The sequence below is a fragment of the Azospirillum brasilense genome (assembly GCF_022023855.1).
In the GTDB taxonomy this organism is placed as follows: Bacteria; Pseudomonadota; Alphaproteobacteria; order Azospirillales; family Azospirillaceae; genus Azospirillum; species Azospirillum brasilense_F.
This window is the reverse complement of sequence record NZ_CP059453.1, coordinates 187,856-200,811: the sequence shown is the minus strand read 5'-3', so window position 1 is coordinate 200,811 and position 12,956 is coordinate 187,856. Positions and strand designations below refer to the sequence as shown.

Genomic DNA, 12,956 nt, shown 5'->3' with positions numbered 1-12,956 from the left:
CACCACCCTGCGTGGGGAACCATCGTCGGCACCTTCAGTTTGCCTACGAATGGTGAGTGGTGCCGACCCTCACCCATCGCAGCACGGAGGACGGCGCATGGCGCGGCAGATCCCTCTCGATTCCGCGGGGCGTGCCGACGATCCGGAGCGGGACCGGGCGCGCGACGACGGCATGCACGAGATCGCCCCCGATCTGGCCTACCGGCGGCTCGCCATCGTCAACGTCGTCTTCGTCGGCGCGCCGGGGGGCGGCGACCGGCCCAGTGACAGGCAGTGGGTGCTGATCGACGCCGGTATCATGGGCATGGCGGGCCTCATCGCCAGGGCGGCGGAGGAGCGGTTCGGGCCGGACTCGCGACCCGCGGCCATCGTGATGACCCACGGGCATTTCGACCATGTCGGCGCCCTTGAAGAGCTGGCCAAGCGCTGGGAAGCGCCCGTCTACGCCCACGGGCTGGAGCATCCCTATCTCGATGGCAGCGCGTCCTATCCGCCGCCCGATCCGTCGGTCGGCGGCGGCCTGATGTCCCTGATGGCGCCGCTCTACCCCCGCGGGCCGGTGAATGTGGGTGGCCGGCTGCGCCGCCTTCCGGAGGACGGCAGCATTCCGGGTATGCCGGGATGGCGCTGGCTCGCGACGCCGGGGCACAGCCCCGGGCACGTCTCCTTCTGGCGCGCGGCGGACCGCAGCCTCATCGCGGGCGACGCCTTCATCACGACCCGCCAGGAATCCGCCTACGCGGTGGCCGTCCAGGACCCGGAGATGCACGGTCCGCCCATGTACTACACGACGGATTGGCAGAAGGCGCGGGACTCGGTGGCGCTGCTGGCGGGGCTTGAGCCCGAACTTGCGGTCACTGGCCACGGTCCCGCCATGCGGGGAAGCGGCATGCGGGCGGCGCTCCATGAGCTTGCCCGCGATTTCGACCGGATCGCCGTGCCGGACCACGGGACCTACGTCGACGCACCCGCCCGCGCCGAGGACGGCAGCGCCTACCGGTCGCCCTGAGCCGCCGGTCCGTTCACCCTTTCCAGAACGGCTTGCCCATTTCCTCGCGCGCCGCCGCCTCGTCGAAGCCGAGGTCGGCCCAGAGATGCGCGTCCATCCGGGCCAGAGCGCGGCGCAACGCCCGCCGCTCCCGCCAGCCGTTCAGGCGGGCGAGCCAGGAGCCGGCGGTGGGGCTGGTGGTGGGGCCGGCGGTCGTTCCGCTGCGCCGCTTGTCGTGCGTTCCGCTCATGCTCGTCATGCGGCCCTCCCGCCGGTCGGTCATTCCTCGAAGCTGGAAAATCGCGCGTCGGTGCCTGGACGACAAACCATGCTTTCTCATAAGATGGATGAGCGAAAGTCATCCATGGAGCGTCCCATGCGGCGTGCCCTGCCGCCCCTTCACGCCCTGCGCGCCTTCGAGGCGGCGGCCCGCCACGAGAGCTTCTCCAAGGCGGCGGACGAGCTGTGCGTGACGCAGGGTGCGGTCAGCCGGCAGATCATGGGGCTGGAGGAGTGGCTGGGCGTGCCGCTGTTCCGGCGGCTGACCCGCCGGGTCGAACTGACCGACGACGGACGCGCCCTGTTGCCGGTGCTGTCGGAGTCCTTCGACCGCATCGCCGGCACGGCGGCGCGGCTGGCGGCGCGGGGGCGTGATTTGCGGATCAGGGTGGCCTTCTCCTTCGGCATCCGCTGGTTGATGCCGCGACTGGTCCGCTTCCAGGCGCGCCACCCCGACGTGCAGGTGCGGGTGACCGTCGCCTGGAGCAGCGGGTTGGAGTTCGACCCGCAGGAATTCGACGCCGCCATTCCCTATTGCCGGGAGGTGCCGCCGGGCTTCTCCGCCGTGGAGGTGCTGCCGGAGCGCTTGACCGTGGTCTGTCCGCCGGCCCTTGCGGAGCGGTTGCGGGTGCCGATGGACCTCGGCGCCATCACGCTGCTGCACGGCTGTTCGGAGGGGCAGGACTGGCGGGCCTGGCTGGCCGCGGCCGGGCTGCCCTTCTTCGAGGCGCTGCGGCAGGGCGCGGTATTCGACGCCATGGACCCGGCGATGCAGGCCGCCGCCGCCGGGATGGGCGCCACCGTCGCCGACCGCATGCTGTGCGCCGAGGACGTGGCGGCGGGGCGGCTCGTCCTGCCCTTCCCGGAGATCGAGGCGTCGTCCGGCAGCTACTGGTTCGTCTGTCCGGAGGGAATGCAGGACCGCCCCGCCGTCGCCGCCTTCCGCGGCTGGCTGCTGGAGGAGGCGCGCGACGAGATGGCGCAACAAAGCGCTGCGGCGGCTGTTTCCCCGGTTTGAGCCCAGATCCTGATCGGGGGAGCGCCGCCATGGGAGCGCAGGGGGAGCCGCGCAGGGAACTCGACGAGGACACCATCGCCTTCGCCGGGAAGCTGTTCCACTGGGCGCGCTCCGGCGGCACCGCCGAACTGACCGAGCTGCTGGAGATGGGCCTGCCGGCCAACCTGCGCAACGACAAGGGCGACAGCCTGCTGATGCTGGCCAGCTATCATGGCCATGCCGAGCTGGCCCGCAACCTGATGCGCCACGGCGCCGATCCGGAACTGGCGAACGACCGCGGGCAGACGCCGCTGGCCGCCGCCGCCTTCAAGGGCGACGGCGCGGTGCTGCGCGTTCTGCTGGAGGAGGGGGCCGCGGTGGACGGCTGCGGGCCGGACGGACGGACGGCGCTGATGACCGCCGCCATGTTCGACCGTGTGGACATGGTGGAGGTTCTGCTGGTCAGCGGCGCCGACCCCGACGCGCGGGACGCCCGCGGTCTGACCGCCCGCGAGGCGGCGCTCGCCATGGGGGCCGCGAACGCCGCCGCCCGGCTGGCGCCCGGCGGGGAGGCGGCCTGACGGCTTAACGGGGCGGTCCCATCTCCAGCAGCTTGCGGCGTCCCTCGGGGGACAGTTGGCTGAGCACCTCGATCGCGCGGTTGTCCAGACGGCCGCGCAGGTCGGCCTCGGCGGCGTGGGCCTGTTCGAGCGCGCGCCGCAGGCTTTCCGGCTCGAAGGCGGGGGCCTGCATGCTGTCGTGAAGCCGACGGCGCATCGACTCCATGTTCTCGTGCATGCGGTTGATCGTCGCGCGCTCCGCCTCGTAGCCGCGGCGCAGGACCGCTGCGTCGGCGGGGGACAGTTCCCGCTCCGCCCGTTCGACCAGACGCGCGATCCCCTGGCCGGGATCGGGCGGTGGGGGCGGGGGCAGAAGGTGCAGCGCCTGCGCGGCCAGGATGCCGCCCAGCAGCATGTTCATGCCGAGCGAGCCGACCAGAAGATACCAGGGCCAGCGGCGCGGGGCGGTGGGACCGCCGATGGTCCGGCTCATCGGATCGCTCCCAGATAGCTGCTGGTCACCACCACCTCCGCGTAACCGTTCGCCTGGGGGGTTTGCACCGGCAGGATGCCCTGGACGGCGGCCAGGAAGCCCACCATGCCCATGGCGGCGAGGAAACCCGCGGTCGGCCAGAAGCGCATGGGCGGGGCCGAAAGGCTCCAAGGGACGGGGGCGGCCTCCGCCGGCGCGTCCAGCCTTGCCGCGATGCCGTCCATCACCCGCTGCACGCTGCTCTCCTCCACCGCCGGGGCGGCGCGGTCGAGCAGCGCGTCCAGCGCCGCGGCGTCGGCCAGGATGGCCCGCGCCTCGGCGGAGTTTTCGAGAAGGATCAGGGCATCGACGCCGTCCGTCCTGGGCCAGCGGTCGATGTCGCCGCCGTAGAGGTCGGCGAAGCGCTTGAACTCTTTGAGTGTCATTTCTCGTCGCCGTCCTTCTGACGGATCAGGGAGTTGAGACGGGTGCGGACCATGCGCCGCGCCCGGACCAGCAGGCTTTCCATGGCCGAGACCGAAACGTGAAGAACCTCCGATGCTTCCGCGCAACTCATCTCCTGGTAGTAGCACAGGCTGAGCGCCGCCCGCTGCCGTTCCGGCAAGGCGGCGATCGCCGCGTCCACCGCAGCACCGAGCTGGCGCTCCTCCAGCAGCCCGTCGGCGCCGATGGCCGGGTCGACGATCTCCACGGCGTCGTTCAGGGGCTGGAAGCTCTTACGGCGGCGGTAGTCGATCGAGCGGTTGACGACGATGCGGTAGAGCCACGTGGAAAAGCGGGTCCCGTCGCCGCGCCAGCGGTCGGCGTGAGTCCAAATCTGCAGGAAGGCGTCCTGCACGACCTCCTCCGCGTCGCTCGCGTTGCCGACCACCCGGCGGGCGAGCGCGAGGCTCCGGCGCAAGTGACGGCGGGTCAGCCGGTCGAAGGCCGCCCGGTTTCCCGTGGCCGTTTCGGCCATCAGCGATTCGTCGTCATCCTCGTCGATCACCGCCACGCGGCCATCCTCTGCTCCTTCCCAGGCACCGAATTCCATCCGGCCTCGGCGCGCCTTGTGGCCAATGATACGCGGTCGGTCGGGAACTCCTGCGCGGTCCGGATCGGAAATTTGCGGCCGGATGATCCCGACGGCATCAAGCCATTCGTACCCGTGGTCGTGCTGGCGCGCTACACTGCGCCCCCCGACGCCCTGTCCAGGGGCCAGCCGAACGGACCGTCATGAGCGCCAGCCGCGATTCATCCCCCGCCACGCTCCAGGAGACGCTGGCGCAGGCCGTCGTCCATCACCAGAACGGACGGCTGGCGCAGGCGCGGCCCCTCTACGAGCGGGTGCTGCGCCAGATGCCGGACCAGTGCGACGCGCTGCATCTGCTGGGCCTGCTGACGGCGCAGACCGGCGATCCGGAATCCGGGATCGCGCTGATCCGCAAGGCGGTGGCGCAGGACGGCGCCCAGCCGGTCTTCCGCCTCAACCTGGGCCGCGTGCTGGAGGCGGTGGGGCGCTGGGCGGATGCCGCGGATGCCTACGGCCACGCCGCCCGCCTCGACCCGCTGACCCTCGATCATCACCGGTTGGAGGCCGCCGCCCACGTCAAACTGGGACGGGCGGAGGCCGCGGCGCGGGCCCTCCGTCGCCTGCTGGTCCTTCTGCCGGAGGATGGGGAGGCCGCCAACGCGCTGGCCGACGCGCTGTACGATCTGGGACGGCCCGGTCCGGCGGCGGACTGGTACGGGCGGGCGTCGGCGCTTGCCCCCGGCGAGGTGCTGGCGGTCTACAACCAGGGCGCCGCCCTGCGCGACGCCGGGCGCCCGCGCGATGCGCTTGCCGCCTTCCGCCGCGCCGTAGCTCTGGCGCCGCTGCTCGTCCAGGCGCGGGAGCAGGTGACCGGCCTGTGCCATGCGCTGGGCGACCTGTCGGGCGCGGCGGAGGCCGGTCGTCGGCTGATGGCGGTAGAGCCGGCCCACGGCGAAGGTGCGAAGATCCTGGGCGCGGCGCTGGCCGCGACAGGACCCTGGCGGGAGGGGGCGGCGTGGTTGGAGCGGGCGGCGGCGCTGGCCCCGGCCCCCGACGCCCTGCTGGTGCTCGGCAACCTCTGGCAGGAGCGGGGGCATCCTGCGGCGGCGCCGCGTTGCTACCGGCGCGCCCTGGCGCTGGCCCCGGACTCCGGGACGGCGCTGACTGGGCTTGGCATGGCGCTGTCGGCCTTGGGACGGGAAGAGGAGGCTGCCGCCGCCGCCCGCCGCGCCGTCCGCGCCGACCCGGAGGAGGCCGGCCACGCCCTCAACGCCGGGGCCGTCCAGCACCGGGCCAAGCGTCCCGAGGCCGCGCGGGCGTGGTTCCGTCGCGCGTCGGCCTTGCAGCCCGACGGGGCGGCCGGCTGGACCAACCTCGGCTCCCACGCCATCGACGCGGGTGCCTTCGACGAGGCGCTCACCCTGCTGCGGCGGGCGCTGGCCCTGCGCACGGCGGAGCGGGAGGTGCTGGCCAGTTCCAACCTGGGCGTCGCGCTGATGGCGCTCGGCCGCCATGGCGAGGCGGTGGCCGCCCTGCGCGCCGCGCTGGAGCGCGCGCCGCAGGACGCGGAGGTGCGCTCCAACCTGCTGTTCTGCCTGTGCTTTGCCGAAGGGGTCGACCTCGGCGCGGTGTTCGAGGAGCACCGGCGGTTCGAACGCGCCGTGATGCCGGTGCCGCCCGCCGTCCCTCGCTTCGCCGCGGTGGACCGCGATCCGGAGCGCCGTTTGCGCGTCGGCTATCTGTCGCCGGATTTCCAGCGCTACCCGGGGCCGGGCTACCATTTCCTGCTGCCGCTGATCGAGGGCCACGACCGGTCGGCAGTGGAGGTAACCTGCTATTACGCCGACCTGCCGAAGGACGCGGCGACGGACCGCTTCGCCGCGCTGGCCGACCGCTGGCGCGCCGTCGCGGCCCTGCCGGACGGCGAGTTGGAGCGCCTGATCCGGGTGGACGGCATCGACGTGCTGGTGGATTGCGGCGGGCATATGTCGCGCAACCGCATGCCGCTGTTCATCCGCCGCCCGGCGCCGATCCAGGTCAGCCTGCCGCTCTACCCGAACACGACGGGGCTGACGGCGATGGACTACCAGTTTTCCGATCACCGCTTCGCCGCGACGGGTGCGGACGCCCTGCACACGGAAAAGCTGATCCGCCTGCCGGGAAGCGTGCTGTGCTACCGCCCCGCGGAGTCCGCCGCGGCACCGCCGGCCGGTCCGCCGGTGGAGACGGCGGGGGTGTTCACCTTCGGCTCCTTCAACAACCTGACCAAGCTGAACGCCTCCACGCTGGCGCTGTGGGGGCGGGTGCTGGCGGCGGTGCCGGAGGCGCGGCTGATGCTGAAATGGCGGGGGCTGTCCGGTGGCGGGGTGGCGCGGCGGGTGCTGGACGCCTTCGCCGCCCATGGGGTTGAGGAGTCGCGGCTGCTGCTGCGCGGCACCGCCCCGGACCCCTATGAGGATTACCGGTTGCTCGATTGCGCGCTCGACCCCGTCTTCGCCAACGGCGGGACGACGACCTGCGACGCGCTGTGGATGGGGGTGCCGGTGCTGTCCATCGCGGGGGAGGCGATGATCTCGCGCTGGGGCGCCACGATGCTGGGCAGCGTCGGGCTGGGCGCGTTGGTGGTGGAGCGCGAGGACGATTACGTGGCGCTCGCCGTCCGGCTGGCCACGGACCACGCCTTCCTGGAGGCGCAGCGCGCGGGCTTGCGCGAGCGGATGGCGCGCTCCCCGCTGATGGACGAGGCGGGGTACGTCCGGGCGGTGGAGGCCGGCTACCGCATGGCGTGGCGGCGCTGGTGCGCCGGTCTGCCGCCCGCCCGCATCGACATGAGCGCGGCATGACGGACGCCGTCTTCGACCTTTCGTCCGCCCGGCGTATCCTGGTGGTGAAGCTGGACGAGGCGGGCGACTTCGTGCTCGCCACACCCTTTCTGCGCGGTCTGCGGGCCTCGGCGCCACAGGCGCGCATCGTGCTGGCGGTGCGCCCCGCCGTGGCCGACCTCGCCGAGACCTGCCCGCATGTCGACGCGGTGGTGGCGCCCCATCCGAAGCCGGGTGGGGGGATCGACCTGCGCGGCGTCACGCCGGGCGGTGCGGCGGCCTTCGCGGAGGCGTTCCGCGCCGGCTTCGATCTGACGCTGGTCCCTCGCTACGATTTCGACCGCCACGGCGCCACGGCGCTCGCCGCGAACAGCCGCGCCCGCGCGGTCCTTGGCTTCTCGGAGGCCGTCACGCCCTGGAAGGCGTCGGGCAACGCCGGCTTCGACCGCGCCTACACCCACCGGCTGACGCCGCCGCCGGGCCGCCACGAGGTGGAGCAGAACCTCGCCCTGCTGCGCTTCGCCGGCGGTGAACCGGACGGGGACGGGGTGGAACTGCATCTCACCGCTGAGGACCGGGCAGAGGCCGCCCGCCGGCTGGCCGATGCGGTGGGGGAGCGGATCATCGCCGTGGCGCCGGGAGCCGCCGCCGCGCGGCGCGAATACCCCGTGGACCGGCTGGCGGCGGTGGTCGCCGTGGTGGCGATCGCGCTCGGCGCGCGGGTGGCGGTTCTCGGCACGGAGTTGGAGCGGACGGCGGCGGAGCGGATTGCCGCAGCCCTGCCGGGGCGGGTGACCGACCTCACCGGGCGGACCGGGCTGCGCTTGGCGGCGGCGGTGATCGAGCGGACGGCGGGGCTGATCGCCATGGATTCCGGCCCCGCCCATCTGGGAGCCGCCGTGGGCGTGCCGGTCGCCGTCTTCTCCTGCCATCCGGAGGGTGGGGACCCCAACCACTTCCACGCGCCGGAACGCTTCCGCCCCTGGTGCGCGCGGGCGCTGGTGCTGCGGCCCGCGGCGGCGCTTGCGCCCTGCGCGGCGGACAGCTGCATGGCGGCCGAGGCGCATTGCATTGCCTCGATCCCGCCGGACATGGCGGCGGCGCGTATCCTCGCCCTGTTCGGCCGGAGCGGCGGCGCGTCGCCCTGAACCGCCTGCCCGTCGGTCCCTGTGGCCGATGGGCAACCTTTGACGGCGCCGGCCCGGCAAAGCCCTTTCGGAGTGCCGCTTTCCGGCCTGTGGCAGCGCTGCATCACTCCCCGATATTTCGCGATACGGAAGCCACGCCCCTGGCACGAACGCGCTCGGAAACCGTATCTTATATGCATTGCAACATCAGCCGGTCCGTGAGGGATCATGAAGTCGTTCTTGTCCTCGCTTCAGCGGGATTGGGCGTCCTGGAGCCCGGTCGAGCGTTTCGTCGCCGTCGGCTTCGTCACCGTGGCTCCGGTCGCCTCGCTGGCCTTCCTGCTCGCCCACTGACCGGTCCGATTCCGGCGCCGCCCTTTCGGCTCCCGACGGCACGCGCACGCTTCCCTTGGCCCCGTCCTGCGTCCGGTGCGATACAGGAGGAGAGAAGGAACGGACGAACCGTTCCGGCAGGAGAGGGATGACGAATCATGGGCGATAAGGTTGCCATCATCACCGCGGGCGGCAGCGGCATGGGGGCCGCGGCGGCGCGGCGCCTCGCGGCGGACGGATTCAAGGTCGCGGTGCTGTCCTCCTCCGGCAAGGGCGAGGCTCTGGCGGAGGAGTTGGGCGGGATCGGCGTGACCGGCTCGAACCAGTCCGCCGAGGATCTGGAGCGTCTGGTGAGCCGGACGATGGAGCGCTGGGGCCGCATCGACGCGCTGGTGAACAGCGCCGGCCACGGCCCGCGAAAAGGCCTGCTGGATCTGACCGACGAGGACTGGCACAAGGGGATCGAGGTCTATTTCCTGAACGTCGTCCGGGCGGTCCGGCTGGTGACCCCGGTCATGGTCGGGCAGAAGGGCGGGACGATCATCAACATCTCGACCGCCTGGGCCTTCGAGCCGAGCCCGATGTTCCCGACCTCCGCCGTCGCGCGGGCCGGGCTGGCCTCCTTCACCAAGCTGTTCGCCGACCAGTACGCCGCCGACAATGTGCGGATGAACAACGTGCTGCCCGGCTGGATCGACAGCCTGCCGGCGACGGAGGAACGGCGCCAGGGTGTGCCGATGGCCCGCTACGGCAAGAGCGAGGAGATCGCGGCGACCGTCGCCTTCCTCGCCTCCGACGGGGCCGGCTACATCACCGGTCAGAACATCCGGGTGGACGGCGGCCTCATGCGGTCGGTCTGAGCACACATAAAAAAAATCGGTGCGGGTGGCGCCCCTTCCGGAACGCCGCCCGCACCGCGAGGTGAAGCGAGGGGGATCGCCTCAGCTCTTGTTGCCGACGATAGCCTGATACTGCTTCCAGACCTCAGGGTAGCGCCGGACATAGTCCTGGTTGACCTTGTTGGCGATCTCGCGGAACTTCGCCTGCTCCGCCTCGGGCGCCACGGCCAGACGCCCGCCCTGGGCGATCATCTGGTCCATGGTCTTCTTGTCGGCGTCGATGGCGCGCTGCCACTGCTTGGCGATGATCTCGTTGGTGGTCGTCTCCACCACCTGGCGCAGGTCGTCGGGCAGGCCCTTCATCCACTTGTCGTCAACCAGGACGGAGTAGGTGAGCAGGCTCATGCCCGGCACCAGCGAGGCGACCTTGGCGGCGTTGGTGCCGACCATCTCCCAGCCGCCGGCGGAGGTGTAGATGCCGTCGATGGCCCCCTGCATCAGCGCCGCCGCCATTTCGGAGGCGGGCATCGACACCGGGCTGGCCCCGAAGTCGCGCATCAGCAGCTGCAGGACGCGCCCGCCGGTCAGGCGGATCTTGCTGCCCTTCAGGTCGCCGACGGAGCCGACCTCCTTGTCCTTGAACAGGAAGATCAGGTCGGCCGTGCGCATCAGCCCCATGACACGGATGCCCTTGTCGGACACCAGCCCGGACAGCAGCTTGGAGACCTCCTGCGCGGTTTCCGGCTTGGACATCGCCGCGTCGGTGACGGCGAAGGGCAGATTCACCACGCCGTATTGCGGGGCGATGCTCTCAAGCTGCACGCTGACCGGCCAGACCATGTGCACGGCGCCCGACCCGAGGGCGGCGACGGCGTCCTTGTCCTTGTAGAGCGTGCCGGAATGGAAGACCTTCGGCTTGATGCGGCCCTTCGAGCGCTCCTCGATGAGGGCCGCATACTCGTCCATCATCTTGGCGGTCCAGTGGGACGTCGCGATCTCGTCCGTCATCACCATCTCGACCGGCGCCGCCTGCGCGCGGGCTTGTCCCGGCGTCCCGGCGGCCAGCCCGGCCACGGTCATTCCGACCAGCAGCGTCTTCGCCCAGAATGGCCTGAAGAGTGACGGATTGAACATTGGCTTCCCTCCCATGACTGCGTTCGGACGCTTCTGGCCCGCTTGTCCGAACGATCATAGGGGAAAACAGTGCGGCATGCCAACATTATTGTACGGACAACTCTGTGCGATGGGCCGGTGAGCGCCACCGTCAGCTTTTGCGGCGGGACCAGAACAGGACGGCTGCCGCCCCGGCCAGCGGGAAGGCCATCATCAGGGCGAAGGTCTCACCGTAGCTGCCGACCGTGTTGAACAGGGTGGCGAACAGGGCCGGCCCGACGACCACACCGGAGAAGGTGAACATCAGGGCACCGCCCGTCGCCGTGCTGGCCGTTCCCTTCGGCGCGACCCGCGCCACCTCCGCCAGGAATACGCCGTTCCAGCCGATGGCGGCGATGCCGAACACCGTCAGCACGCCGATCACCGCGGGCACCGGCCAGTTCGGTCCCAGACCGGCGGTGGCCAATGCGGCGCTGGCGGACAGCATGCCGATCCCGCCCAGCACCGCCACGCCGGAGCGCAGCCGGTCGGCCAGCAACCCCCAGCCGATGCGCGCCGCCGCCCCCGCCGCCTGCATCACCGACACGGCCAGCCCGGCGGACACGATGGACCAGTGCAGGTCGTGCACCAGCATGCTCACGGTGAAGGCCATCAGCGACAGCTGGATCGCCGAGAAGAAGAAGCCCATCAGCGCGAAGCCGCGCAGTGCCGGGACCCGCCAGACCAGCCGCGGCCCCTCCATCAGGTTGCCGCGGATCGGCAGGCCGGGGCTGCGGTCGTCGTCCCACACCCGGCGGCCCGGCGCGAAGAGGACCAGCAGCAGCGCGAACATGGCGGCCACCGCCAGCGCCGCCCCGCGCCAGCCGGCGATCTCGCCGATTCCCGGCAGGGTCAGCCCGGCCAGCACGCCGGCCAGCGGCACGCCGGTCTGCTTCAGCGAGAAGACCAGATTGCGCCGGGCCGGCGGGGTGAAGCGGTTCAAGAGGTGGGAAGAGGACGGGTTGACCAGCCCGTAGCCGATGCCGAGCAGCACCGACGCCAGCGCCGCGACCCACAGGGACCCGGTGGCGAGTCCCAAACAGCCCACCAGCCCCAGCGCCAGCGCCAGGACGCCGACCGTCCCGGCGCCCCAGCGGCGGACCACCAGACCGGCGAAGGCCGACACCAGCGCGGCGGCGCTGTAGATAACGCTGATCTGGTAGCCGACCGCCTCCGACCCCACCCCCAGCGAGGCGGCGGCCAGCGGGGCGACCGTCGCCAGCGTCAGGACCGACAGGGTGGCGACGGTCTGGACGCTGGTCACCTCCGCCAGCAGCAGGGGAAAGGGGGCGGGCGGGGTTTCTTGCGTGGTCATGGGGGTCCGTACAAGTGGCGGTGGCGCGGTGCGCATGAACAGGCAATCCCTGGCTACAGCATTCCGGCGCGGCGGGCCAATGCCAGGATTCGATGGGACCCCAGCACCAGGGGCCGCTCGACCAACTTGCCGTCGAGCACGCAGACCCCGCCGCCGGCGGCTTCGAAGGCGGACAGAACCCGCCCGGCGCGGAGCACCGCCTCCGGCGACGGGGTGTAGGCGTCGTGAATGGCGACGATCTGCTTGGGATGGATGGCCGAGCGCGCGGTGAAGCCGTGCAGGACGCTGCGCGCCAGCTCCCGGCGGTAGCCCTCCTCGTCGTCCAGCGCGATCCACGGCATGTCCAGCGCGTCCAGCCCGAAGCGGGCGGCGGCGTGCACGATTCGGGTGCGGGCCTGCACCAGCGGCTCCCAGGACAGCGGCACGCGCAGCTCCGCCGACAGGTCGGCCCCGCCGAACATCAGGAAGGACAGACGGGGGGAGGCCGCGGCGATCGCCATGACGTTCTCCAACCCGTCGGCGCTCTCGATCAGCGCGCCGAGCGCGCCGGGCAGATTGCGCTCGTCGAGAAGCCCGGCGGCCAGCCGGACGTCCTCGGCCCCGTCCACTTTCGGCAGCAGGATGCCCGCCCAGCGCGGCGCGGCGCCGTCCGGAAGATCGGTCAAAGCGAGGATGTCGAGCAGGCCGGTGCGGCTGCGCAGCGAATTGGTTCGAACGAAAACCGCCGGCCCGCCCGCGCCGGTGTGTTCCCGCAGGAAGGAACAGACGGCGGCGCGGGCGCTGTCCTTGTCGCCGGGGGCCACCGCGTCCTCCAAATCGATGATGACCGCGTCGGCGCCGGCCCCCAGGGCCTTGGCGAATCGGTCCGGGCGGGCGCCGGGAACGAACAGGTAGGAGCGGCGGACCGGCGATTCCGGCGCCGTTGCTGCGTTCTGCGGATTGTTGGGCATGAAAACGCTTTCCAAGGGTGAGGGGGCGTGTTATTTGTACGTACAACATGCTATCACACGCGCTGAACATGTCACCTTGAAATGATCGG

At 71.6% G+C, this 12,956-nt stretch carries 14 protein-coding genes; 7 read left to right on the top strand and 7 right to left on the bottom strand.

Features of this window, described 5'->3' with window-relative positions; all coding sequences use genetic code 11:
* Positions 1 to 97 precede the first annotated feature (97 nt).
* Positions 98 to 1,009 (top strand): MBL fold metallo-hydrolase, encoded by a 912-nt coding sequence (locus H1Q64_RS30640; RefSeq protein ID WP_237908095.1) that lies wholly within the window; start codon positions 98 to 100, stop codon positions 1,007 to 1,009.
* Between the two features lie 13 nt (positions 1,010 to 1,022).
* Here H1Q64_RS30640 and H1Q64_RS30635 read toward each other — a convergent pair whose 3' ends face one another.
* The gene (locus tag H1Q64_RS30635; RefSeq protein WP_237908094.1) at positions 1,023 to 1,247 is read right to left on the bottom strand and encodes a DUF1127 domain-containing protein; all 225 of its coding nucleotides are present in this window, start codon (positions 1,245 to 1,247) and stop codon (positions 1,023 to 1,025) included.
* Positions 1,248 to 1,364: 117 nt separating this feature from the next.
* Here H1Q64_RS30635 and gcvA point away from each other — a divergent pair, with 117 nt between their 5' ends.
* Positions 1,365 to 2,285 (top strand): transcriptional regulator GcvA, encoded by a 921-nt coding sequence (gene gcvA / locus H1Q64_RS30630; RefSeq protein WP_237908093.1) that lies wholly within the window; start codon positions 1,365 to 1,367, stop codon positions 2,283 to 2,285.
* Between the two features lie 29 nt (positions 2,286 to 2,314).
* Entirely contained in the window at positions 2,315 to 2,845 is a 531-nt protein-coding gene (locus H1Q64_RS30625) for an ankyrin repeat domain-containing protein (RefSeq protein WP_237908092.1), read from the top strand.
* A gap of 4 nt (positions 2,846 to 2,849) precedes the next feature.
* Here H1Q64_RS30625 and H1Q64_RS30620 read toward each other — a convergent pair whose 3' ends face one another.
* Genes H1Q64_RS30620 through H1Q64_RS30610 form a run of 3 tightly spaced genes read right to left on the bottom strand, consistent with a single transcriptional unit; the run spans position 2,850 to position 4,311 of the window.
* Positions 2,850 to 3,317: a periplasmic heavy metal sensor gene (locus H1Q64_RS30620; protein WP_237908091.1), complete on the bottom strand. Its 468-nt coding sequence runs from the start codon at positions 3,315 to 3,317 to the stop codon at positions 2,850 to 2,852.
* On the bottom strand, positions 3,314 to 3,742 hold the full coding sequence (locus H1Q64_RS30615) for a hypothetical protein (RefSeq protein WP_237908090.1): 429 nt from the start codon (positions 3,740 to 3,742) through the stop codon (positions 3,314 to 3,316). Before H1Q64_RS30615 ends, H1Q64_RS30620 begins: the two co-directional genes overlap by 4 nt.
* A complete protein-coding gene (locus H1Q64_RS30610) occupies positions 3,739 to 4,311 on the bottom strand; it encodes an RNA polymerase sigma factor (protein WP_237908089.1) in 573 nt (190 codons plus the stop codon). Before H1Q64_RS30610 ends, H1Q64_RS30615 begins: the two co-directional genes overlap by 4 nt.
* Before the next feature lie 221 nt (positions 4,312 to 4,532).
* Here H1Q64_RS30610 and H1Q64_RS33920 point away from each other — a divergent pair, with 221 nt between their 5' ends.
* The 4 genes from H1Q64_RS33920 (at position 4,533) to H1Q64_RS30585 (ending at position 9,471) form a co-directional block, all read left to right on the top strand.
* Positions 4,533 to 7,172, top strand: coding sequence for a tetratricopeptide repeat protein (locus tag H1Q64_RS33920; protein ID WP_269145442.1), 2,640 nt, complete (start codon positions 4,533 to 4,535; stop codon positions 7,170 to 7,172).
* Entirely contained in the window at positions 7,169 to 8,299 is a 1,131-nt protein-coding gene (locus H1Q64_RS30590; protein ID WP_237908088.1) for a glycosyltransferase family 9 protein, read from the top strand. Before H1Q64_RS33920 ends, H1Q64_RS30590 begins: the two co-directional genes overlap by 4 nt.
* A 207-nt stretch (positions 8,300 to 8,506) precedes the next feature.
* Positions 8,507 to 8,632 (top strand): hypothetical protein, encoded by a 126-nt coding sequence (locus H1Q64_RS33915; RefSeq protein ID WP_256380068.1) that lies wholly within the window; start codon positions 8,507 to 8,509, stop codon positions 8,630 to 8,632.
* Between the two features lie 134 nt (positions 8,633 to 8,766).
* Positions 8,767 to 9,471, top strand: a complete 705-nt coding sequence (locus H1Q64_RS30585; protein ID WP_237908174.1) for an SDR family oxidoreductase — start codon at positions 8,767 to 8,769, stop codon at positions 9,469 to 9,471.
* 81 nt (positions 9,472 to 9,552) lie between these two features.
* Here the strand turns inward: H1Q64_RS30585 and dctP are convergent, their stop codons facing one another.
* From dctP to H1Q64_RS30570, 3 genes are all read right to left on the bottom strand, one after another.
* Positions 9,553 to 10,584, bottom strand: coding sequence for a TRAP transporter substrate-binding protein DctP (gene dctP / locus H1Q64_RS30580; RefSeq protein ID WP_237908087.1), 1,032 nt, complete (start codon positions 10,582 to 10,584; stop codon positions 9,553 to 9,555).
* Positions 10,585 to 10,714: 130 nt separating this feature from the next.
* Complete coding sequence (locus H1Q64_RS30575) at positions 10,715 to 11,917, bottom strand: MFS transporter (protein WP_237908086.1); 1,203 nt, start codon at positions 11,915 to 11,917, stop codon at positions 10,715 to 10,717.
* 53 nt (positions 11,918 to 11,970) lie between these two features.
* On the bottom strand, positions 11,971 to 12,867 hold the full coding sequence (locus H1Q64_RS30570; RefSeq protein WP_237908085.1) for an HpcH/HpaI aldolase/citrate lyase family protein: 897 nt from the start codon (positions 12,865 to 12,867) through the stop codon (positions 11,971 to 11,973).
* Between the last annotated feature and the right edge of the window lie 89 nt (positions 12,868 to 12,956).